Genomic DNA, 20462 nt, shown 5'->3' with positions numbered 1-20462 from the left:
ACGAACCGAATTCAAAACCTCCCGAGACCCCTTCCCATGCGCGCACTCATCTCCGTCTCCGACAAGACCGGCATCGTCGAACTGGCCCAGACCCTGCACGGCCTCGGCGTGTCACTCATCTCCACCGGCGGCACCGCCAGGCTGCTGGCCGAGCAGGGCCTGCCCGTGACCGAAGTGGCCGAGGTCACAGCCTTCCCCGAGATGCTCGACGGCCGCGTCAAGACCCTGCACCCCAAGGTGCACGGTGGCCTGCTGGCGCGCCGCGATGTGCCCGAGCACATGGCGGCTTTGAAGACGCACGGCATCGACACCATCGACCTGCTGATCGTCAACCTCTACCCGTTTGAAGCTACCGTGGCCAAGCCCGGCTGCACGCTGGAAGACGCGATCGAGAACATCGACATCGGCGGCCCGGCCATGGTGCGCAGCGCGGCCAAGAACTGGAAAGACGTGGCGGTGCTGACCGACGCGGCCCAGTACCCGGCCGTGATCGATGAACTCAAGGCCAGCGGCAAACTCAGCGACAAGACCCGCTTCGCCCTGTCGGTCGCCGCGTTCAACCGCATCAGCCAGTACGACGGTGCCATCAGCGACTACCTCTCGTCCATCGAGTTCGAAGAGGGCGCCAGTGTGCCCAAGCGCGCCGAGTACCCCGGCCAGGCCAACGGCCGCTTCGTCAAGCTGCAGGACCTGCGCTACGGCGAGAACCCGCACCAGACCGCCGCCTTCTACCGCGACCTCTACCCGGCCCCGGGCTCGCTGGTGACAGCGAAGCAACTGCAGGGCAAGGAGCTGAGCTACAACAACATCGCCGACGCCGACGCGGCCTGGGAATGCGTCAAGAGCTTTGACGTGCCCGCCTGCGTCATCGTGAAACACGCCAACCCCTGCGGTGTGGCCGTGGGCAAGGATGCGCTGGAGGCCTACAGCAAGGCCTTCCAGACCGACCCGACCAGCGCCTTCGGCGGCATCATCGCGCTGAACCGTGTGCTCGACGGTGCCGGTGCCCAGGCCATCAGCAAACAATTCGTCGAGGTGCTGATGGCACCGGGCTACACGCCCGAGGCGCTGGAAGTCTTCAAGGCCAAGGCCAATGTGCGCGTGCTGGAAATTGCATTGCCGCCCGGTGGTCCGACCGCCTGGGACCAGGGGCTGAACCTCACCGACATCAAGCGCGTGGGCTCGGGCCTGTTGATGCAGAGCGCCGACAACCACGTGCTGCAGCGCGCCGACCTGAAGGTCGTGACCAAGCTGCAGCCAACCGAGCAGCAACTGGAAGACCTGCTGTTCGCCTGGAAGGTTGCGAAGTTCGTGAAGTCCAACGCCATCGTGTTCTGCAAGGACGGCATGACCATGGGTGTGGGCGCCGGCCAGATGAGCCGCCTCGACTCGGCCCGCATCGCCAGCATCAAGGCCGGCCACGCGAACCTGACGCTGCAGGGCACCGCGGTGGCGAGTGACGCCTTCTTCCCGTTCCGCGACGGTCTGGATGTGGTGGTGGACGCGGGTGCTTCGTGCGTGATTCAACCCGGTGGCTCAATGCGCGATCAGGAAGTGATCGACGCGGCGGATGAGCGTGGTGTGGTGATGGTGTACAGCGGCGTGCGCCACTTCCGTCACTGAGTCCACGGACTCTTTGCGAGAAAGGCCTTACTCACTCTCCCTCTGGGAGCGTGAGAAAACCCCGCTTACTTGCCCAGCAGCTTGAACACGTCCCGCGCAGCCGAAACGGTGTCGGCAATATCCTGCGCCGTGTGCGCCGCGCTCACAAACCCGGCTTCGTAAAGGGCGGGGGCGATGTACACGCCCCGGTCCAGCAGGCCGTGGAACAGGGTGTTGAAGCGCGGGCCGTCGGTGGTCATGACCTTGGCGTAGTTCTGCGGCAGTTCATCGAACAGGAAGAAGCCGAACATGCCGCCCTGGCTGTCGCCGCACAGCGTCACGCCTTCGGCCGCCGCAGCGGCTGTCAATCCACTCACCAGCGACTGCGTGGTTGCCGACAACGCCTCATAGAAACCGGGCTTCTGGACTTCTTTCAGTGTGGCCAGGCCGCAGGCCGTGGCCACCGGGTTGCCGCTCAGCGTGCCGGCCTGGTAGACACCGCCCAGTGGAGCGAGCTGCTCCATCACCGCGCGCTTGGCGCCAAAGGCCGCCAGCGGCATGCCGCCACCGATCACCTTGCCCATCACCGTCATATCGGGCTCGAAACCGGGGATGAGCTGGGCGTAGACGCTCTGGGCGCCACCGAGCGCGACGCGGAAGCCCGTCATCACCTCGTCGAAGGCCAGCAGCGCACCGTGCTGCGTGCACAGCTCGCGGCAGCGCTTCATGAACGGCACGCTGGCGCGCACGAAGTTCATGTTGCCCGCGATCGGCTCGATGATCAGGCAGGCCACTTCAGGTCCGTGTTCGGTGAACGCGGCCTCCAGCTGCTCGAGGTTGTTGTATTCCAGCACGATGGTGTGCTGCACCACCTCAGGGGGGACGCCAGCACTGGTCGGGTTGCCGAAGGTGGCCAGGCCCGAACCGGCTTTCACCAGCAGCGCGTCGGCATGGCCGTGGTAGCAGCCTTCGAACTTGATGATCTTCTTGCGGCCGGTGGCGCCGCGCGCCAGGCGGATCGTGCTCATGCCGGCTTCGGTGCCCGAACTCACCAGGCGCACCATGTCGATGCTGGGCACCAGCTTGATGATCTCCTCGGCGAGATCGACTTCGCGCTCGGTCGGTGCGCCGTAGGAGAAACCTTCCAGCACGGCCTTCTGCACCGCTTCCACCACGGCGGGGTGGCCATGACCCAGGATCATCGGACCCCAGGAGCCGATGTAGTCGATGTACTTCTGGCCGTTGGCGTCCCAGAAATACGCGCCCTGGGCGCGCTGCACGAAACGCGGCGTGCCGCCCACCGCCTTGAAGGCTCGCACGGGCGAGTTCACGCCACCGGGGATCAGGGCTTTGGCGCGGTCAAACAGCTCTTGGTTGCGGTCGGTCATGGTGCTCGTTCAATGTCTTGTGGTGTCGAGGGGGAAATCATTGGCGTCCAGGGTGCTGTCGGACGAGGTGTCGGCTGAACCCGCCTCTTCTTCACCGTCGTCGTCGTGGGCCCAGAACAGGCGGTCCGGCACGGCATGGCCCATGCCCGGCTGAAAACCGGCATCCAGGCACTGGTCCAGGTAGGTGAGCGCCTCGGCGCAGGCCGATTGCAGGTCCGAACCACCCGCGATCAGGGCACACAGCGCCGCTGACAAGGTATCGCCGGCGCCGCTGAACGTGGCTTCAAAGCGCTCGTAGCGCGCCGTGGCCAGCACCGTCTCCGGGCTGGCCAGGTGGCTTTCCAGGTATTGATCGGCGGCATTGAAGCCCGTCACCAGCGTGTAGGGCACGCCGTGCACCGCGGCCGCCCGCGCCACTTCGCGTGCGTTGGGTGCACGATCACCCTCCCATTCCGGCAGCAGCCAGCGGCAGAGGGTGCTGTGGTTGCCGACCAATACGGTGGTCTGGGGCAGCAGCAACTCGGCGCAGGCATCCAGGTAGGTGTCGATGGCCATGTCGTCCCACCAGGACAGGTCGGGCATGTAGGTGATCACCGGCACTTCGGCGTAGTCGGTGGTGATGGCAGCGATCGCGCTCAGGTTCTCCGGGCTGCCCACGAAGCCGACCTTGAAAGCGAGCACCGGCATGTCTTCGAGCGCGCAACGCGCCTGGTCGGTCACGGCTTCTTCGTCGAAAGCGATGTGGTCGTGGATCTCGGAGGTGTCGCGCACGTAGGTGCCGGTGACCACGGGCATGACGTGGGCCGATGCACTGGACATGGCGGTCAGGTCCGCACTCAGACCGCCCGCGCCGCTGGGGTCGTTGGCGTTGAACACCATCACGCAGGGCAAGGACGCTTCGCCAGCCGCGATGGCGGCGTCGGTCAGGGACTCGGGGGTGTCGGGCATGGAGGTGGTCAGGGTGTTCTGGGCGGGTTGCGCAAGGGCCGGCAGACGGCTGCGCCCATCAGGGAAGCGGGTGGCCAAGGCCCGACGGCGGCTTCATGTGGCTCGATACAATGATTGCATTCTAAGACAATGCCCCCTATAACCATGACCGAAACCAAGACTTGGATGTGCCTGATTTGCGGCTGGATCTATGACGAGGCGGCGGGGTCTCCCGAACATGGCATCGAGCCGGGCACGGCTTGGGCACAGGTTCCGATGAACTGGACCTGCCCCGAATGTGGTGCCCGCAAGGAAGATTTCGAAATGGTGCAAATCTGAGGATTGCGTCCGGCCCCCTCTGGCTGGTCGGGCTTCAAGGTTGTTGCTTCCCCCTGACACGTTTTCTGGAGCCCATCTACCGTGAGTACGACGTCTGTGCTGAAAGTTCTGGTGGTTGACGACAGCAACACCATCCGCCGCAGCGCGGAAATCTTCCTCAAGCAGGGTGGCCACGAGGTGCTGCTGGCCGAAGATGGTTTTGACGCCTTGGCCAAGATCAACGATTACCAGCCCGACCTGGTGTTCTGCGACATCCTCATGCCCCGTCTGGACGGCTATCAGACCTGTGCCATCATCAAGCGCAATGCACGCTTTGCCAGCATTCCCGTGGTCATGCTGTCGTCCAAGGACGGCGTGTTCGACAAAGCACGCGGCCGGATGGTCGGATCGCAGGAATACCTCACCAAACCTTTCACCAAAGACCAACTGCTGCAAGCGGTGCAGCAGTTCGGTAACCACCTCACCGGAGCGGCGTGATGTCCATTAAGAAAATTCTCGTTGTTGATGATTCCAAGACCGAACTGATGGTTTTGTCGGACCTGTTGGGGGAAAATGGCTACACCGTACGCACCGCCGAGAACGCTGAAGAAGCCTTTCGTCGGTTGAGCGAAGAAAAGCCGGAACTCATTTTGATGGACGTGGTGATGCCCGGTCAGAATGGGTTTCAGTTGACGCGGGCGATCGCACGCGATCCCCAGTACTCCAGCATTCCCATCATCATGTGCACCAGCAAGAATCAGGAAACCGATCGGGTCTGGGGCATGCGGCAGGGCGCACGCGACTACGTGACCAAGCCGGTGAATGTTGAGGAGTTGCTTTCCAAGATCCGGGCCCTCGGCTGAGGCCGCCGCACACCGCCAGCGACCGACCCACACCGAGCACATGGCCAACCGACAGTCACTCAAAGATCTTCAGGAACGTCTGGCCAAGCGCCTGAGCGCCGCCAAGACCCAGGCCATCACCGCCTCGTGGCTGGCGGTGGAAGTGGGCGGTCAGAAGTGCCTGTTTCCGCTCGTTCAATCGGGCGAGATATTTCCCTGGACGGTCGTGCAAACCGTGCCGTATACCAAGCCCTGGTATGTGGGCGTGGCCAGTCTGCGCGGGGGTTTGCACGGTGTTGTCGACCTGCTGCAGTTGCCCGGAATGGGTGGTGCTGGCAGCGCGACGGGCACTGATCGGGTGTCTTCCGAATCCCGTCTGGTGAGTCTGCACAGCGCGCTGGGGGTCAATGCCGTGCTTTGGGTGGATCGCTTGCTGGGCTTGCGCAACCCGTCCACATTCACCGCGCTGGGCGTCCGTCCGCCCGGTGCACCGTTGTACCTGGCACGTTGCCTGATCGACCGCGACGGGCATACCTGGCAGGAACTGGACCTGCAGGCGCTGGCAGCGGAACCCGAATTTTTGACCATTGCGGCCTGACGATGGCGTGCAGCTGGCTGCGAACGCGCTGTCCGAGCTTGTTGTTGCCGCCGGTTGCGGCTTTGTTATTTTGTTGGAAGGTTTTTCATGGCCATGCTTGATCGATTCCAGGGACTGTTCAGGAAGCAAGGCGCGGACGAGCCCGATTTGAGCCACGTCACAGACCAGGAAATGGCAGAACTCGCTGCAGCCCGCCTGGCGCCGGACCGGTCAGATGACCTTGCCGAAAACCGCCTGGCGCCGGAAGACGTCGACGTGTCTTCGGGTGCCGGACTGGTGTCGCTGCCGCTGCTGGGGCGCAAGACGGCCGAGCAGCATCGGCGCAACCTGGGGACCTTGCTGGTTTTTGCGCTCGTGTTGCTGGTGGCGGTGATCTTTTTTGTGCTGAGCCAGACCGAGAAGATCAGCCAGCAGGTGGCCGCGAGCGGACAGGCTCTGATGCAGTCGCAGCGGCTGGCCAAGAGCGTGTCACAGGCCCTGGTCGGGAGTCCGGCCGCGTTCCCTGAAGTGCGTGAAAGTTCCGAGGTGCTCTCGCGCAACATGCGCGGGTTCAAGGAGGGCGACTCGGAACTGTCGATCGATGCACTGGGTGCCGCGTACACCGACCAGCTGACCGAGCTGACGCCCGGGATCGATGCCGCCATGAGCAACGCCACGACCGTGCTGGCCCAGCAGAGCATCCTGACGCAGGTGGGTGATTCGCTGCGTTCGATCAACCGCCAGTCTTCGGACCTGCTGGAAATTGCCGAAACGATTTCGGCGCTCAAGCTGGAGCGCAACGCGCCCGCCGCCGACATTTCTGCGGCTGGTCAGCTCGTGATGCTGACCCAGCGCATCGGCAAATCCGCCAACGAGTTCCTGACACTGGAGGGGGTGAGTCCCGAGGCGGTGTTCCTGCTGGGCAAGGACCTGAACACCTTCAAGGAAATCGCCGAGGCCTTGCTCAACGGCAGCGACGAGTTGCGGCTGAAAGCCACGAACGATCCACAGATTCGCGAGCGTCTGGAAGCGCTGCTCAAGCTGTACGACCAGACACGCACCGAAGCGGCGGCCATTCTGGGCAACCTGCAGGGTCTGGCGTCGGCGCGCGAGGCCCAGGCCAGCATCGTTGCCGACAGCGAACCGCTGCGCATCGGACTGCAAAAACTCCAGAGCGATCTCTCGGCCCGTGCCGGACTGGGTGGCCGCGAGCTGGCAGCGTTGCTGGCGAGTGCCTTGTTCGCCTTGCTTTGTGGTGCCGGACTGGCTTTTGTGCAACTGCAGGAAAGCCGCCAGCGTCAGCTGATGGCCGAAAACCAGCGGCTCACGGCCGAGTCGCAGGAACAGGATGCCAAGCGGGTGAACGACGCCAACCAGGCCGCCATTCTTCGGCTGATGAACGAGCTGCAGACGGTGGCCGAAGGCGACCTCACGCAGGAAGCCACGGTGACGGAGGACATCACCGGCGCCATCGCCGACTCGGTGAACTACACAGTGGAAGAACTGCGCTCGCTGGTGGGCAACGTGCAAGCCACGGCGACCCGTGTGGCGCAAACCACCTCGGCGGTGGAAAGCACCTCCACCGAACTGCTGGCCGCGTCCAACGAGCAGCTGCGCGAGATTCGCGAAACTGGCCAGTCGGTGGTGGACATGGCGCAGCGCATCAACCAGGTGTCGGGCCAGGCACAGGAGTCGGCCTCGGTGGCCCGCGTCTCGCTGCAGGCCGCCGAACAGGGTCTGCAGGCGGTGCAGGACGCCATCGGCGGTATGAATGCCATCCGCGACCAGATCCAGGAAACTTCCAAGCGCATCAAGCGCCTTGGCGAATCGTCGCAGGAGATCGGTGAAATCACCGAACTGATCTCGGACATTACCGAACAGACCAACGTGCTGGCCCTGAACGCCGCCATCCAGGCCGCATCCGCCGGTGAAGCCGGTCGCGGTTTCTCGGTGGTGGCCGAAGAAGTGCAGCGCCTGGCCGAACGTTCCGCAGACGCCACGCGCCAGATCGCGGCGCTGGTGAAGGCCATTCAGACGGACACACAGGATGCGGTGGCCGCCATGGAGCGCTCCACGCAAGGTGTGGTCGAGGGAGCCAAGCTGTCCGATAACGCGGGTACCGCGCTGTCCGAGATCGACCGTGTGTCGCGACGCCTGGCCGAGCTGATCGAACAGATTTCGGATGCAGCATCCCGCGAAGCCGAATCGGCCAACGAAGTGGCCGGCAACATTCAGCACATTTTTGCCGTGACCGAGCAGACCGGTGAAGGCACGCGTTCGACCGCGCAACAGGTGCGCGAACTCTCGGCCATGGCCGAAGAACTGCGCCAGTCGGTGTCCCGTTTCAAGATCGCCTGACAGACAGGTCGGGTCTTCATTTCCCTACATCGCCATGCTCGACACCACCACCGACAGTTTGCCGATGGACCCACCACTCGCCGACCTCGGTCCGCTCGCCTGGGTGTTCGACGAACTGCGCAAGTCGCTCGACGGTGCCAACAAGGCTGTCAAGCGGTTCGTCCGTGAGTCAGAACAATCGCGCCACAACGATCTGGAAGCGGTCGATCCGGGGTCGCTGCGTTTGGCCCGCCAGCAGTTGCACCAGGCCGTGGGCGCCCTGGAGATGGTGGGGCTGGTGGCACCCGCTCAGGTGCTCAGGGGCATGGAGGCCGCCGTGCAGCGTTTTGTGCAGCGCCCCCAGACCTGCACCGAAGCCGCTGCTGCCAAGGTGGAGCGTGCGGGTTTTGCGCTGATCGAATACCTCCAGGCGGTGTTGAACAACAAGCCGGTCCAGCCGATGGCCCTGTTCCCCCAGTACCGGGATGTTCAGGAACTGGCTGCGGCCGAGCGGGTGCATCCGGCGGACCTCTGGCCGTTTGAACGGCAGGCGAACAACATGGCCCCGCCAGAGGGTGCCAAGGCCCTGTTGCCGGATCCCCAGTTGCGCTCGATGTTTGACCGGCTGGTCCTGCTGATGGTCAAGACGCACAGTCACGCAGCCGCGCAACAGCTCGCGCGCCTGAGTGCTGGCCTGTCGGCGGGTGCCGCCGTGCCCCGGGTGAGCACCTTCTGGCGGGTGGCGGCGGCCTATTTTGAAGCGGTGGCACACGACCTGCTGCCCGCGGATGTGTATGTCAAAAGGGCCGCCTCGCGCATCCTGTTGCAGTTCGCCGGGTTTGCGCAGGCGGTTAAGCCGGCGGAAGTGTCCGAGACCCTGCTGCGTGACCTGCTTTTTTTCTGCGCCCAGGCGCTGCCGTTGGACGATGACAAGACGCCTCACCTGAGCGCTGTGCGACAGGCGTTTGTCTTGACCGATGCGTTACCGGTTGACTACGCGTTCGCGTCCCTGGGGCGGTTTGATCCTTCGGTGCTGGCGCAGGCGCGCAAGCGCATTGGTGCCGCCAAGGAGTCCTGGGCGCTGTTCTCCGGTGGTGATGCCAACCGGGCACGACAGGTGGTGGATCAATACGGCCTGATCGGCGATTCGCTGCTCAAGCTGCACCCCGCCAGCACCGCGCTGGCCCAGGTGATGGTCAAGGCTGTGGATCAGGCGGCGCGTGGACAAGCCGGCGTGATGCGTCCCGAACTCTCGATGGAAGTGGCCACCACCACGTTGTACCTTGAGGCGGCGCTTGATGATTTCGATCCCAGCGATGAGGAGTTCACCGAGCGCACCCAGGCGCTCGCGGTCCGGCTTGAAAACGTTCTGGGTGGTGCACCTGCGGAACCCCTGGAAGCCTGGATGGAGCAGCTCTACCGCCGGGTGAGCGACAGGCAGACCATGGGCAGCGTGGTCGGTGAGCTCAAGGTATCGCTGGGTGAGGCCGAAAAGTCGCTGGATCAATTTTTCCGCATGCCGCGCGAAAAAGCCTGTCTTCATGTTGCGGTCTCGCAGCTCGCACAGATGCGTGGCGTGCTCTCGGTTCTCGGTCTGGATCAGGCGGTTCAGGCGGTGAGCCGCATGCGCACGGTCGTCGAACAGATTCTGGACACCGAGGTGGACGAAGTCATGGCCCGCGAGGCGGGCACGTTCCAGCAACTGGGGGACAACCTCAGCGCCTTGAGTTTCCTGGTCGACATGCTCAACTACCAGCCCGCGCTGGCGAAGAAGCTGTTTGTCTTTGACGAAGAGACGGGTGAGTTGCGTCCGGTCATGGGACGCACGGTGAATCCCGCGTCGTCAGCGATGACCGACGAAGTCCAGGCCATCAGCGTTGGCGTGCAGCGGGTGGTGGAGGGTGCGCAGGGCGATGTCAATCTGGCCGATCTGAGCCAGCAGCTCGATACCCTGGCCGATCAGGCTCAGCTGGCCGAGCAGCCCGGCGTGGCGCGCGCTGCGCGCGAGGCCGCGCAAGCCGTGGTCAACCACGACGCCCAGGCGGGCGCGCAGGCCCTGGTCGGGCTGTCGCAGGTGGTGATGCCCTCGTCCGCTCCCGAGGTGATACAGCAGGCCCAGGACAACGACGACGAAGACCTGCTCGACATCTTCCTGGAGGAGGCCCGAGAGGTGGTGGTCAATGGACTGGACGCGGTGCACCAGTTGCAGGCGCATCCGGGCGAACTGGAGCAGCTCACAACCCTGCGCCGTGCCTTCCACACCCTCAAGGGCAGTTCGCGCATGGTTGGCTTGGCCGAGTTTGGCGAGGCTGCCTGGGCGATGGAGCAGTTGTTCAACGCGGTGCTGGCAGAGCAACGCCCTGCCGCCACCGGCCTGCTGACCCTGGCGCACGATGCGATGGGCGCGTTCAACCGCTGGGTGGACGCGATTGAGGCCCGCGCCAACCACGAGTGGAATGCCCAAGCTTTCGTCCGCAGTGCGCAGGCCTGGCGCGACCAGGCTCTGTACCTGCCGCTGGACGTGGCCGGTGCCGATGCCGAGTCGTTGACCGTGCCAGCCGAGCCCGAGCAGGAGGCTGCGCAGACCGTGACCGTGGTGGACTGGGATGAACCCGACGCGTTCGATGAACCGCCACCCGATTTTGCCGAAACGTCCTCTGTGGATATCGACTTCAGTCTGGAGCCCGAACCATCGATGAAGGGCGCCGAGGTGTCGTCGCCCATGTTGTCCGACATCGATTTCGACAGCCTCGCCCTGGTGTCATCCAAGGCCCAGGTGCCGGATGCTGCCGAAGAGGCGATGGAGCCGGAAGACCTCGCAGAGCAAACCGCCATGGGCGTGCCGTCGATGTTCGACGACATTTCGCTCGATCTGGACGATCTGTCGGCGTTGGACAATGCCGCGCCACAGACTGTTGAAACGGCAGCCGGGTCCGAGGGAACCGGGGCAGTCGCAACCGGAGAGCAAGAGGCGCCCGGGCAGATCGACGTGGACATCTTTGCCACGCCCGAAAAGGCCGAAGCGGCCGATGTGACGATCGAGGCCGTCGACTTCGAGGACGATCAGCTCGAACAGCCGGAGCCGGATCTTGCAGAGGACCTGGCAGACCTGGCGCTGGCCGAGGTGACACCGGAAGAGGCAACGCCCGATACACCGGTGACGGACCAGGAACCGGCGTTGCCGGAAGCCACGCCGGAAGAAGAACCGGTGGTTGATGCCACGACGGACGACATGCCCGATGACCAGACCCGGTTGATCGGACCGCTGCGCATCGGCATCAAGCTCTACAACGTGTACCTGAACGAAGCCGACGAGTGGTCGCGCCGCCTGTGCACCAGCCTCGCCGAGTGGTCGCTGGAGCTTCACGAGCCCGTACCCGACCAGGCCGAGGCCCTCGCACACTCGCTGGCGGGCGCTTCCGCCACGGTGGGTTTCCAGCCGCTCTCGGACATTGCCCGGGCGCTGGAGCATGCGTTGGGCGCTGTCGCCCTGCACCAGCAGGGCGGGGTGGTCGCCACCGCCGAACAGTCGCAGCTGTTTGTCGATGCCGCCGAAGACATCCGCCGCCTGCTGCACCAGTTTGCCGCGGGCTTCTTCAAGGAGCCCAGTCCCGACCTGCTGGCCGCGCTGGACCGGCTGCTGCACGCACCCGTGCCCAGCACGGAAGGGCTGGACATCGAACCACTCTCGGGTTGGGACGCCGAACTTCCATCGGACGCAGCGGCGGGTATCGAGAGCACGGTAGCCCCAGACGATGTGGCATCGGCTTTCGCCCCGCCAGATTTCGAGGCCACGGGTCTGGGTGATCCAGCGACCGTGATCGCACCCCTGGTCGAGGCGGAGAGCCAGGGACCGGTGCAGGACATCGACGACGACATCGATGTGCTCGACACCATTGACGTGGACCTGTTCCCCATCTTTGCCGATGAGGCGCTTGAACTGCTGCCCCGGCTGGGCGCAGCCCTGCGCCAATGGGTGGCACGGCCGGAAAACACGAGTGCCCGGGCCGAGGTGCTGCGCAACCTGCACACCCTCAAGGGCAGTGCCCGACTGGCCGGCGCGCTGCGTCTGGGCGAGATGGCGCACCGCATGGAAACCGATGCCGAGCGTCTGGGATCCGAGGTGCAGAACTCGGTCGAGGTCGAGCCCCTGATGGCTTCTTTTGATGCCATCAATGCCCGCTTCGAGTTGTTGCGCCGGACCGACCCCGAGGTGCCCGATGTGGTCCGGCACGCGCCCGAACAGGCGGTCACCGATGAGCTGCCGGCGACGCCAGCACCCGAGACAGTCGCCCCCCCGGTGGTCGAATCGGTCGACACGGCAGAAATGACTGGCCTGACCGGGCTGGATTTGCCCAGCGCACCCAAGGCCGTGATAGCCCGTGCTGGCGCTGCGGTGCGGGTGCGCCCGGAACTGCTCGACCGCTTGGTCAACCAGACCGGCGAGGTGATGATCACCCGTTCACGCATGGAGTCCGAACTGGTCGCCCTGCGCGGATCGCTCAAGGACCTGACGGGCAACCTTGACCGCTTGCGCCTGCAGCTGCGAGATATCGAGTTGCAGGCCGAGACCCAGATGCAATCGCGCCTGGCGCAAGCCCGCGATGCCGACCAGTCGTTTGACCCGCTGGAGTTCGACCGCTTCACCCGCGTGCAGGAACTCACCCGCATGATGGCCGAGTCGGTGAACGACGTGGCCACCGTGCAACGCAACCTTCAACGCGCGGTGGAAGCGACCGAAGACGGGTTGGTCGCCCAGGGTCGCCAGACGCGCGAGCTGCAGCGCGACCTGCTGCGCACCCGCATGGTGGAGTTCGAAGGCATTTCCGAGCGGCTCTACCGCGTGGTGCGCCAAGCCTCCAAGGAAACCGGCAAACAGGTGCGCCTGGACATCGTGGGTGGTCACATTGAAATGGACCGTGGTGTGCTCGACCGGATGACCGCGGCCTTTGAACACCTGCTGCGCAACTGTGTGGTGCACGGCATCGAACCGCCCGAGGTCCGTCTGGCCGCTGGCAAGGCGGCCGAAGGGCACATCGAGGTCCGGCTGGCCCATGAACTCAACGATGTGTCGTTGGTGTTCCAGGACGATGGTGCCGGGCTGGACCTGGCGCGTTTGCGTGAGAGGGCGCTGGCGATGGGCCATGTGGTCGCGGGCACCGAGCTCAGTGACGAGGAAGCGGCCCAGCTGGTCTTCATGCCGGGACTCACGACCGCCAGCGAGGTGTCTTCACTGGCCGGGCGCGGCGTGGGCATGGACGTGGTGCGCACCGATGTGGTGGCACTGGGTGGCCGTGTCGAAACCCGTACCCGCCCGGGCCATGGCACGGATTTCAAGCTCGTGCTGCCGCTGACCACCGCGGTCACCCAGGTGGTGATGGTGCGCGCGGGTTCGCTCACGCTGGGCGTGCCGTCGAACCTGGTGGAGTTGGTCCGCCGCGTGAGTGCCGACGAGCTGGCCCAGGCCTATGCCAAGGGCACGCTGACGGTGGTCGGGGAAGAGGTGCCTTTCTATTGGGCAGGCGCCCTGCTGCAATCGTCCGCCCGGTCGCAGGAGGCCAAGGGGCGGACGCTGCCGGTGGTGATCTTCCGCAGTGCGGCGCAGCGCGTGGCCATGCATGTGGACGAGGTGCTGGGCAACCAGGAAGTCGTGGTCAAGAACCTGGGGCCGCAGCTTTCGCGTTTGCCCGGTCTGGCGGGCATGTCGGTGCTGGCTTCGGGCGCGGTGGCGCTGATCTACAACCCGGTGGCGCTGGCCACGGTGTACGGGCCACAGGTGCGTGAGTGGGTGTCCACCCAGACACAGCAGTCGGTGCAGACCGGTGCGGAGGTGCCGCTGTCGATGGACATGGCGACCAGCGCCGTGCCGCTGGTGCTGGTGGTTGACGATTCCATCACCGTGCGCCGTGTGACGCAGCGCCTGCTGCAGCGCGAGGGCTACCGCGTGTCGCTCGCCGCCGATGGCCTGCAGGCGCTGGAGCGCCTGCAGCAGGAACGCCCGACGGTGGTGCTGTCCGACATCGAGATGCCGCGCATGGACGGTTTCGATCTGGTGCGCAACATCCGCAGCGATCCGCGCCTCGCGGCCCTGCCGGTGATCATGATCACTTCGCGTATCGCCGAGAAACACCGCGAACACGCGCGTGAACTCGGTGTGGACCACTACCTCGGCAAGCCGTATGCGGAAGATGAGCTGCTGGCGCTGGTGGCGCACTACACCAAGATCGCTGCCGAAGCTTGAATCAGGGGGCTGATCGGCCTAGGGGCGACCCGACGGCGGATCGGCTTGCACCATTTGAGACAACCCCGGCTCCCGTGCCGGGGTTTTTCATTTCGGGGTCGCGCCCGGTTTTTTCACCACCGCGTAGCGCAGCAGCGTGCGCTCGCGCGCTTCGGCGTGGTCCACCACCGGGTGCGGATAGGTCTTGCCGAGTTCCACGCCCGCGGCGGCCAGCTCCAGTTCGCGCGCCTGCCAGGGCGCATGGATGCAGGCATCGGGCAAGCTGGCCAGCTGGGGCAGGTAGCGGCGGATGAACTTGCCTTGCGGGTCAAAGCGCTCGCTCTGGGTGACCGGGTTGAAGATGCGAAAGTAAGGCTGGGCGTCGCAGCCGCTGGAACTGGCCCACTGCCAGCCGCCGTTGTTGGCCGCGAGGTCGAAGTCGATCAGGTGGTCTGCGAAATAGGCCTCGCCCCAGCGCCAGTCGATTCCCAGATCCTTCACCAGGAAACTCGCCACCACCATGCGCAGGCGGTTGTGCATGTAGCCGGTCTGGTTGATCTGCGCCATGGCCGCGTCCACCAGCGGGTAGCCGGTGCGGCCATCACACCAGGCGGCGAACAGCTCTTTCGCGTGTTTGCCTTGTTCGAACCGGATGTGGTCGTATTCGGGCTTGAAGGCCTTGTCCACCACGTGCGGGAAGTTGGCGAGGATCTGGTGGTAGAAGTCGCGCCAGATCAGCTCGCTCAGCCAGGTGCTGGCGCCGGTCATGCCCTGCAGGTGCATCTGGTACGCAACCGCCGCCACCTGGCGGATCGAGATGGTGCCAAAGCGCAGGTGCACGCTGAGGTAGCTGGGCCCTTTGATGGCGGGGTAATCGCGGGTCTCGTGGTAGCGGTGAATGCGCTGCACGAAATCCTCGAAGAGCTGGTGCGCGCCTTTTTCGCCGGGCGCCATCTTGAGCTGGGCGGGGTCGATGGGTTCGAAGTCGATGTCGGACAAACGTGGAACGGGCGCATTCCATTCACCACCCACCGGGCCGGGCAGGGCGCCCAGCGACGCCGCGTACCGGGCCACCGGGTAAGGCTTGAGCTGGAAGCTGTCGACTTGCTTGAGCCAGGCGTTTTTGTAGGGCGTGAAGACGCCGAATGCGTGGCCCGCCTGCGTCAGCACCTCGCGGCGCTCGAAGACCACGTGGTCCTTGTGACCATGGAACATGATGCCTTCATGGGCCAGTTGACCCAGCACGTGCGCATCGCGCGCGTGGGCGGCGGGTTCGTCGTCGTGGTTGGCGAACACCGCCTGCACCTGCAGCTGCCGGGCCAGGGCGGGGATTGCATCCCGCGCGCGCGCGTGGCGCACGATCAGTCCGGTGGCTTCGGTGCCGTGCTCGCGACCCATCGCACGCAGCCGGGCATCCAGCTGCACCAGCGATTCCCGGATGAACGCCACCCGCCGGTCGGCGGTCAGACCACGTGCCAGCAGCGGCTCCAGGATCTCGGTGTCCAGGACGAACACACACCACACCTGACGACAGCTTTTGAGGGCGTGGTAGAGCGCGGCGTTGTCTTCGGCGCGCAGGTCGCGGCGAAACCACATCAGGCCTTTGTCGTAGGTGTTCATGCGCTGGACGGTCGGGTTGCAAGGCGGGGCGCTGCGAACGGGGCGGCGGCTTAAAATCCAGCCATGACCGACGATTTTGCCCCCATCAACCTGACCAATCATTTCCTGATTGCGATGCCCGGTCTCAGCGACGAGCTTTTCGGTCGCAGTGTGGTGTTCATGTGCGAGCACAGCGAGCGCGGTGCCCTCGGTCTGGTGATCAACAAGCCCAGCGACATCCTGTTGCCGCGCCTGTTTGAAAAGGTCGACCTGCCCATGGGCCGCGAAGACCTGGCGCTGTTGCCGGTGTTCCAGGGCGGCCCGGTGCAGACCGAGCGCGGCTTTGTGCTGCACGAAGCGATCGAGGGCGGCGAGGGCGAATCGGTCTACGCCTCCACGCTGTCCATTCCGGGCGGGCTGGAAATGACCACCTCCAAGGACGTGCTCGAAGCCATGTCCTCGGGTGCAGGCCCGCGCAAGGTGTTTGTCACGCTGGGCTATGCCTCGTGGGGGCAAGGGCAGCTTGAATCCGAGATCACCGAAAACAGCTGGCTCACCGTGGAAGCCGATCCGAGCCTGATTTTTGACGCGCCCGTGGCCGAGCGCTACGAGCGGGCCATGGCGCTGCTGGGCTTGCAGCCGTGGATGCTGTCGCCAGATGCGGGCCATGCATGATGGCGGTGGAAGTTCCGGTCAACGGTCAGAGTTTTTTAGCCTTTGATTACGGCCTGAAACGCACGGGCGTGGCCAGCGGCAACCGCATCACGCGCACCGCCACCCCGCAGGCCACGATCGCTGCCGAAGGGGATGCGCGGTTGGCCAAAGTCGCCGAACGCATCCGAGAGTGGCAGCCCGACGCCCTGGTGGTCGGTGTGCCCTACCACCCCGACGGCGCCGCGCACGAAAACACCGCCCGCGCGCTGAAGTTCGCGCGCCAGTTGCGGGGCCGTCACGGCCTGCCGGTCTATGAGGTGGACGAGCGCTACAGCACCACCGAAGCCCATGCGCTGGGCGCGAAAGATGCCGACGCCGCATCGGCCTGCATCATCCTGGAACAGTTTTTGAGGAGCCTGCCTTGAGTGCATTGCAACTGGACGCCGAACAGCTCTACCTGGCGTTGCTGAGGGGGGTGAAAAACCTGATCGCCTCCACCCCGGAGCCGGCGTACCTGGCCGGCATCACATCGGGTGGCGCCTGGCTGGCCGAGCGCCTGCAGCGCGATCTCGGGCGCGACGGCGATGCCGGCGTGATCTCGTCCAGCATGCACCGCGACGACTTCGCCCAGCGCGGTCTGGCGCTCAGTGCCCAGACCGTGCTGCCGTTCGACGTGAACGGCGCGCATGTGATCCTGATCGACGACGTGCTCTACACCGGCCGCACCCTGCGCGCGGTGATCAACGAACTGTTCGACTACGGTCGCCCGGCCAGCGTGCAGCTGGCGGTGCTGGTGGACCGCGGCGGACGCGAACTGCCGATCGAGGCCCGGGTCTGCGCGGCCACGGTGGTGTTGGCACCGACGCAAACGCTTGAACTCGCGCGCGACGACGAGGGGCGCCTGAGCTTCGTGCTGGAAAACAAGAAGGAAGCCTGAAACGTGGCCAAGAACCCCCAACTCAACAAGAACGGTGAACTCATTCACCTGCTGTCCACCGAAGGCCTGTCGCGCGACATCCTCACCAAAATTCTCGACACCGCGGCCAACTTCGTGAGCGTGAGCAACCGCGAGGTCAAAAAGGTGCCGCTGCTGCGTGGCAAGAGCGTGTTCAACCTGTTCTTCGAGAACAGCACCCGCACGCGCACCACTTTCGACATCGCGGCCACGCGCCTGTCGGCCGACGTGTACACGCTGGACATCGCGCGCAGCTCCACCGCCAAGGGCGAGTCGCTGCTCGACACCATCGCCAACCTCTCTGCGATGGCGGCCGACATCTTCGTCGTGCGGCACAGCGAGTCGGGTGCTCCCTACCTGATCTCGCAGCACGTGGCGCCGCACGTGCACGTGATCAATGCCGGTGACGGCCGCCATGCCCACCCCACGCAGGGCCTGCTGGACATGTACACCATCCGGCACTACAAAAAAGACTTCACCCAGCTCTCGGTGGCCATCGTGGGCGACGTGCTGCACTCGCGCGTGGCGCGCTCCGACATCCATGCGCTGACCACGCTGGGCTGCCCGGACGTGCGTGTGGTCGGCCCGCGCACCCTGGTGCCGGGTGATCTGTCGCAGATGGGTGTGCGCGTCTGCCACACCTTGGAAGAAGGCATCAAGGACTGCGACGTGGTGATCACGCTGCGCCTGCAGAACGAACGCATGAGCGGCGCGCTGCTGCCGTCGAGCCAGGAGTATTTCAAGAGCTTTGGCCTCACGCCCGAGCGCCTGCGCTGGGCCAAGTCGGACGCCATCGTCATGCACCCGGGGCCGATCAACCGCGGCGTGGAGATCGATTCGGCGGTGGTCGATGGACCGCAGAGCGTGATCCTGCCGCAGGTCACTTTTGGTATTGCGGTGCGCATGGCGGTGATGGGCATCGTCGCCGGGAACGAGGCATAACATGAAAATCCTGATTCAAAACGGCCGTGTCATGGACCCGGCCACCGGCCGCGACGAACTGGCCGACATCGCCATCGCAGCCGGTCGCATCATCGCCATCGGCAACGTGGCGCCCGATTTCCATGCCAACCGCACTATCGACGCCAGCGGCTGTGTGGTCGCCCCTGGCCTGGTGGACCTGGCGGTGCGCTTGCGCGAGCCTGGCCAGGAGCACGCCGCCATGCTGGAAAGCGAAATGGCCGCGGCCGTGGCCGGGGGCGTGACCTCGCTGGTCTGCCCGCCCGACACCGATCCGGTGCTGGACGAACCCGGCCTGGTGGACATGCTCAAGTTCCGTGCCGAAAAACTGCACCAGGCGCGCGTGTTTCCGCTGGGTGCGCTCACCCGGGGGCTGAAGGGCGAAGAGCTCACCGAGATGGCCGAACTCACCGAGTCCGGCTGCATCGGCTTCGGCCAGGCCGAGGTGCCGATCGTCAACGTGCAAGTGTTGCAGCGCGCGCTGCAGTACGCCGCCACCTTTGGCTACACCGTCTGGCTGCGTCCGCAGGACTTCTGGCTCGGCAAGGGCGTGGCCGCCAGCGGCCCGCTGGCCACACGCATGGGCCTGGCCGGCATTCCGGTGATGGCCGAGACCATCGCGCTGCACACGCTGTTCGAACTGCTGCGCTCGGTGCACGGCAAGGGCAGCGAAGCGCGTGTGCATCTGTGCCGCATCAGCAGCGCCGCCGGGCTGGCGCTGGTGCGCCAGGCCAAGGCCGAAGGCCTGCCCGTGAGCTGCGACGTGAGCGTGCACAACCTGCACCTGACCGATGTGGACATCGGTTATTACGACAGCCGCCTGCGCCTGCAGCCGCCGATCCGCCAGCAGCGCGACCGCGATGCGATGCGAGCGGGCCTGGCCGATGGCAGCATCGATGCGCTGGTGTCCGACCACAACCCGGTGGACGCCGACGCCAAGGTGTTGCCCTTCGCCGAAGCCGAACCCGGCGCCACCGCCGTCGAATTGCTGCTCGGCCTGGCCTGCAAATGGGCGCAACAGGATGGCCTGGGCCTGATGCAGGCCCTCACCGTGCTGACCACCGGTCCGCAGGCGGTGCTGGGCAACAGCCTGGGCACGCTGCAGCACAGCGTGGGCCAGCTGACCGTGGGGGGGCAGGCCGATCTGTGCATCTTCGATCCCAACGCCAGCTGGCGTGTGGAGCCGGAGGCGTTGCGCAGCCAGGGCAAACACACGCCGTTTGGCGGCCATCAAATGCCGGTGCGTGTGCGCGCCACGCTGGTGGCCGGCTATGTCGCGCACGAGCGGAGCCCGGCCGCGGCACCGGTGTGAGCGAACGCGGGTCGCGCCTGGCAGCGCTGTGGCGGGCCGTTCGCGCCCTCGGCCATGTGCTGCGCGGCCTGTGGATCATCCGCAGCGAGTTCGGGCAGCTCACGCCCGACCAGTGTGCGCTGATGGTGCGCGAATGGTCGCGCCAGATGTTGCGCATCATGGGCGTGGAGCTGGTGGTGCGTGGCACGCCGCCCGCGAACGGGCCGGTGCTGCTGGTGGCCAACCACATTTCCTGGCTCGACATCGTGGTCATGAACGCCGCGCAGCCGGCGCGCTTCGTGTCCAAGGCCGACGTGAAACACTGGCCGGTTCTGGGTGCACTCATCACCGGCGCGGGCACGCTCTACATCGAGCGCGAGAACCGGCGTGACGCCATGCGGGTGGTGCACCAGATGGCCGAACGCCTGCGCGCCCACGACACCATCGCCGTGTTTCCCGAAGGCACCACGGGCGACGGCCGTTCGCTGTTGCCCTTTCACGCCAACCTGTTCCAGGCGGCGATCTCGGCCAATGCGCCGGTGCTGCCGGTCGCCATGGCCTATGCGGATGGCGCCAGCGGCGAGCGCAGCGACGCCCCGCTGTTCATTGGTGACACCACGCTGGTCGCCTCGATCTGGAGCACGCTGCGCGCCCAGGATCTGCAGGCCGTGGTGCACTACGGCGAACCCCAGTTCTTTCAGGGGCGCGACCGGCGGGCCTGGGCGCAGGACGTGCGCACCGAGGTGGAGCAGATGCTGGGGCTGGCGCCACTAGAAATGTGAACCGACCCGT

Annotated in this window: 16 protein-coding genes; 13 read left to right on the top strand and 3 right to left on the bottom strand. The window is 65.4% G+C overall.

Annotation, left to right across the window (positions count from 1 at the left end; all coding sequences use genetic code 11):
* The first annotated feature begins 36 nt into the window (after window positions 1-36).
* The gene (purH, locus tag AC23D4_RS11405) at window positions 37-1623 is read left to right on the top strand and encodes a bifunctional phosphoribosylaminoimidazolecarboxamide formyltransferase/IMP cyclohydrolase (RefSeq protein ID WP_472887667.1); all 1587 of its coding nucleotides are present in this window, start codon (window positions 37-39) and stop codon (window positions 1621-1623) included.
* Between the two features lie 65 nt (window positions 1624-1688).
* On the opposite strand, the gene hemL is transcribed toward purH, so the two are convergent.
* The gene (gene hemL / locus AC23D4_RS11400; protein WP_472887666.1) at window positions 1689-2990 is read right to left on the bottom strand and encodes a glutamate-1-semialdehyde 2,1-aminomutase; all 1302 of its coding nucleotides are present in this window, start codon (window positions 2988-2990) and stop codon (window positions 1689-1691) included.
* Between the two features lie 9 nt (window positions 2991-2999).
* Window positions 3000-3938, bottom strand: coding sequence for a bifunctional hydroxymethylpyrimidine kinase/phosphomethylpyrimidine kinase (gene thiD / locus AC23D4_RS11395; protein ID WP_472887723.1), 939 nt, complete (start codon window positions 3936-3938; stop codon window positions 3000-3002).
* Between the two features lie 144 nt (window positions 3939-4082).
* Here thiD and AC23D4_RS11390 point away from each other — a divergent pair, with 144 nt between their 5' ends.
* From AC23D4_RS11390 to AC23D4_RS11365, 6 genes are all read left to right on the top strand, one after another.
* Window positions 4083-4256 carry a rubredoxin gene (locus AC23D4_RS11390; RefSeq protein WP_305361420.1) on the top strand — a complete coding sequence of 58 codons (174 nt, stop codon included), beginning with the start codon at window positions 4083-4085 and terminating at the stop codon, window positions 4254-4256.
* 81 nt (window positions 4257-4337) lie between these two features.
* Window positions 4338-4733: a response regulator gene (locus AC23D4_RS11385; RefSeq protein ID WP_305361419.1), complete on the top strand. Its 396-nt coding sequence runs from the start codon at window positions 4338-4340 to the stop codon at window positions 4731-4733.
* Window positions 4733-5098 (top strand): response regulator transcription factor, encoded by a 366-nt coding sequence (locus tag AC23D4_RS11380; RefSeq protein ID WP_305361418.1) that lies wholly within the window; start codon window positions 4733-4735, stop codon window positions 5096-5098. The genes AC23D4_RS11385 and AC23D4_RS11380 overlap by 1 nt, the downstream gene beginning before the upstream one ends.
* A gap of 40 nt (window positions 5099-5138) precedes the next feature.
* Complete coding sequence (locus tag AC23D4_RS11375; protein ID WP_472887665.1) at window positions 5139-5675, top strand: chemotaxis protein CheW; 537 nt, start codon at window positions 5139-5141, stop codon at window positions 5673-5675.
* A gap of 87 nt (window positions 5676-5762) precedes the next feature.
* Entirely contained in the window at window positions 5763-8012 is a 2250-nt protein-coding gene (locus AC23D4_RS11370) for a methyl-accepting chemotaxis protein (RefSeq protein ID WP_472887664.1), read from the top strand.
* Between the two features lie 34 nt (window positions 8013-8046).
* On the top strand, window positions 8047-14232 hold the full coding sequence (locus AC23D4_RS11365; RefSeq protein WP_472887663.1) for a hybrid sensor histidine kinase/response regulator: 6186 nt from the start codon (window positions 8047-8049) through the stop codon (window positions 14230-14232).
* Between the two features lie 87 nt (window positions 14233-14319).
* Here the strand turns inward: AC23D4_RS11365 and AC23D4_RS11360 are convergent, their stop codons facing one another.
* Window positions 14320-15831 (bottom strand): cryptochrome/photolyase family protein, encoded by a 1512-nt coding sequence (locus tag AC23D4_RS11360; protein ID WP_472887662.1) that lies wholly within the window; start codon window positions 15829-15831, stop codon window positions 14320-14322.
* Between the two features lie 63 nt (window positions 15832-15894).
* Here AC23D4_RS11360 and AC23D4_RS11355 point away from each other — a divergent pair, with 63 nt between their 5' ends.
* The 6 genes from AC23D4_RS11355 to AC23D4_RS11330 are packed head-to-tail and all read left to right on the top strand — an operon-like array spanning window position 15895 to window position 20452.
* A complete protein-coding gene (locus AC23D4_RS11355; RefSeq protein ID WP_177131934.1) occupies window positions 15895-16485 on the top strand; it encodes a YqgE/AlgH family protein in 591 nt (196 codons plus the stop codon).
* Window positions 16482-16889 (top strand): Holliday junction resolvase RuvX, encoded by a 408-nt coding sequence (ruvX, locus tag AC23D4_RS11350; protein WP_472887661.1) that lies wholly within the window; start codon window positions 16482-16484, stop codon window positions 16887-16889. Before AC23D4_RS11355 ends, ruvX begins: the two co-directional genes overlap by 4 nt.
* Entirely contained in the window at window positions 16886-17401 is a 516-nt protein-coding gene (gene pyrR / locus AC23D4_RS11345; RefSeq protein ID WP_472887660.1) for a bifunctional pyr operon transcriptional regulator/uracil phosphoribosyltransferase PyrR, read from the top strand. Before ruvX ends, pyrR begins: the two co-directional genes overlap by 4 nt.
* A gap of 3 nt (window positions 17402-17404) precedes the next feature.
* Window positions 17405-18361, top strand: a complete 957-nt coding sequence (locus tag AC23D4_RS11340; protein WP_472887659.1) for an aspartate carbamoyltransferase catalytic subunit — start codon at window positions 17405-17407, stop codon at window positions 18359-18361.
* Window position 18362: 1 nt separating this feature from the next.
* Window positions 18363-19691: a dihydroorotase gene (locus AC23D4_RS11335; protein WP_472887658.1), complete on the top strand. Its 1329-nt coding sequence runs from the start codon at window positions 18363-18365 to the stop codon at window positions 19689-19691.
* Complete coding sequence (locus tag AC23D4_RS11330) at window positions 19688-20452, top strand: lysophospholipid acyltransferase family protein (protein WP_472887657.1); 765 nt, start codon at window positions 19688-19690, stop codon at window positions 20450-20452. Before AC23D4_RS11335 ends, AC23D4_RS11330 begins: the two co-directional genes overlap by 4 nt.
* The last annotated feature ends 10 nt before the right edge of the window (window positions 20453-20462 follow it).

The sequence above is a fragment of the Hydrogenophaga sp. L76 genome (genome assembly GCF_057654755.1).
The sequence above is the reverse complement of the archived record's forward strand: the minus strand, read 5'-3'. Positions and strand labels throughout refer to the sequence as shown.

Bases quoted from the DNA above. Each gene is read 5' to 3' on its own strand.
- purH (WP_472887667.1), top strand. From the start codon at position 37: ATGCGCGCACTCATCTCCGTCTCCGACAAGACCGGCATCGTCGAACTG.
- hemL (WP_472887666.1), bottom strand. From the start codon at position 2,990: ATGACCGACCGCAACCAAGAGCTGTTTGACCGCGCCAAAGCCCTGATC.
- thiD (WP_472887723.1), bottom strand. From the start codon at position 3,938: ATGCCCGACACCCCCGAGTCCCTGACCGACGCCGCCATCGCGGCTGGC.
- AC23D4_RS11390 (WP_305361420.1), top strand. From the start codon at position 4,083: ATGACCGAAACCAAGACTTGGATGTGCCTGATTTGCGGCTGGATCTAT.
- AC23D4_RS11380 (WP_305361418.1), top strand. From the start codon at position 4,733: ATGTCCATTAAGAAAATTCTCGTTGTTGATGATTCCAAGACCGAACTG.
- AC23D4_RS11375 (WP_472887665.1), top strand. From the start codon at position 5,139: ATGGCCAACCGACAGTCACTCAAAGATCTTCAGGAACGTCTGGCCAAG.
- AC23D4_RS11370 (WP_472887664.1), top strand. From the start codon at position 5,763: ATGGCCATGCTTGATCGATTCCAGGGACTGTTCAGGAAGCAAGGCGCG.
- AC23D4_RS11365 (WP_472887663.1), top strand. From the start codon at position 8,047: ATGCTCGACACCACCACCGACAGTTTGCCGATGGACCCACCACTCGCC.
- AC23D4_RS11360 (WP_472887662.1), bottom strand. From the start codon at position 15,831: ATGAACACCTACGACAAAGGCCTGATGTGGTTTCGCCGCGACCTGCGC.
- AC23D4_RS11355 (WP_177131934.1), top strand. From the start codon at position 15,895: ATGACCGACGATTTTGCCCCCATCAACCTGACCAATCATTTCCTGATT.
- ruvX (WP_472887661.1), top strand. From the start codon at position 16,482: ATGATGGCGGTGGAAGTTCCGGTCAACGGTCAGAGTTTTTTAGCCTTT.
- AC23D4_RS11335 (WP_472887658.1), top strand. From the start codon at position 18,363: ATGAAAATCCTGATTCAAAACGGCCGTGTCATGGACCCGGCCACCGGC.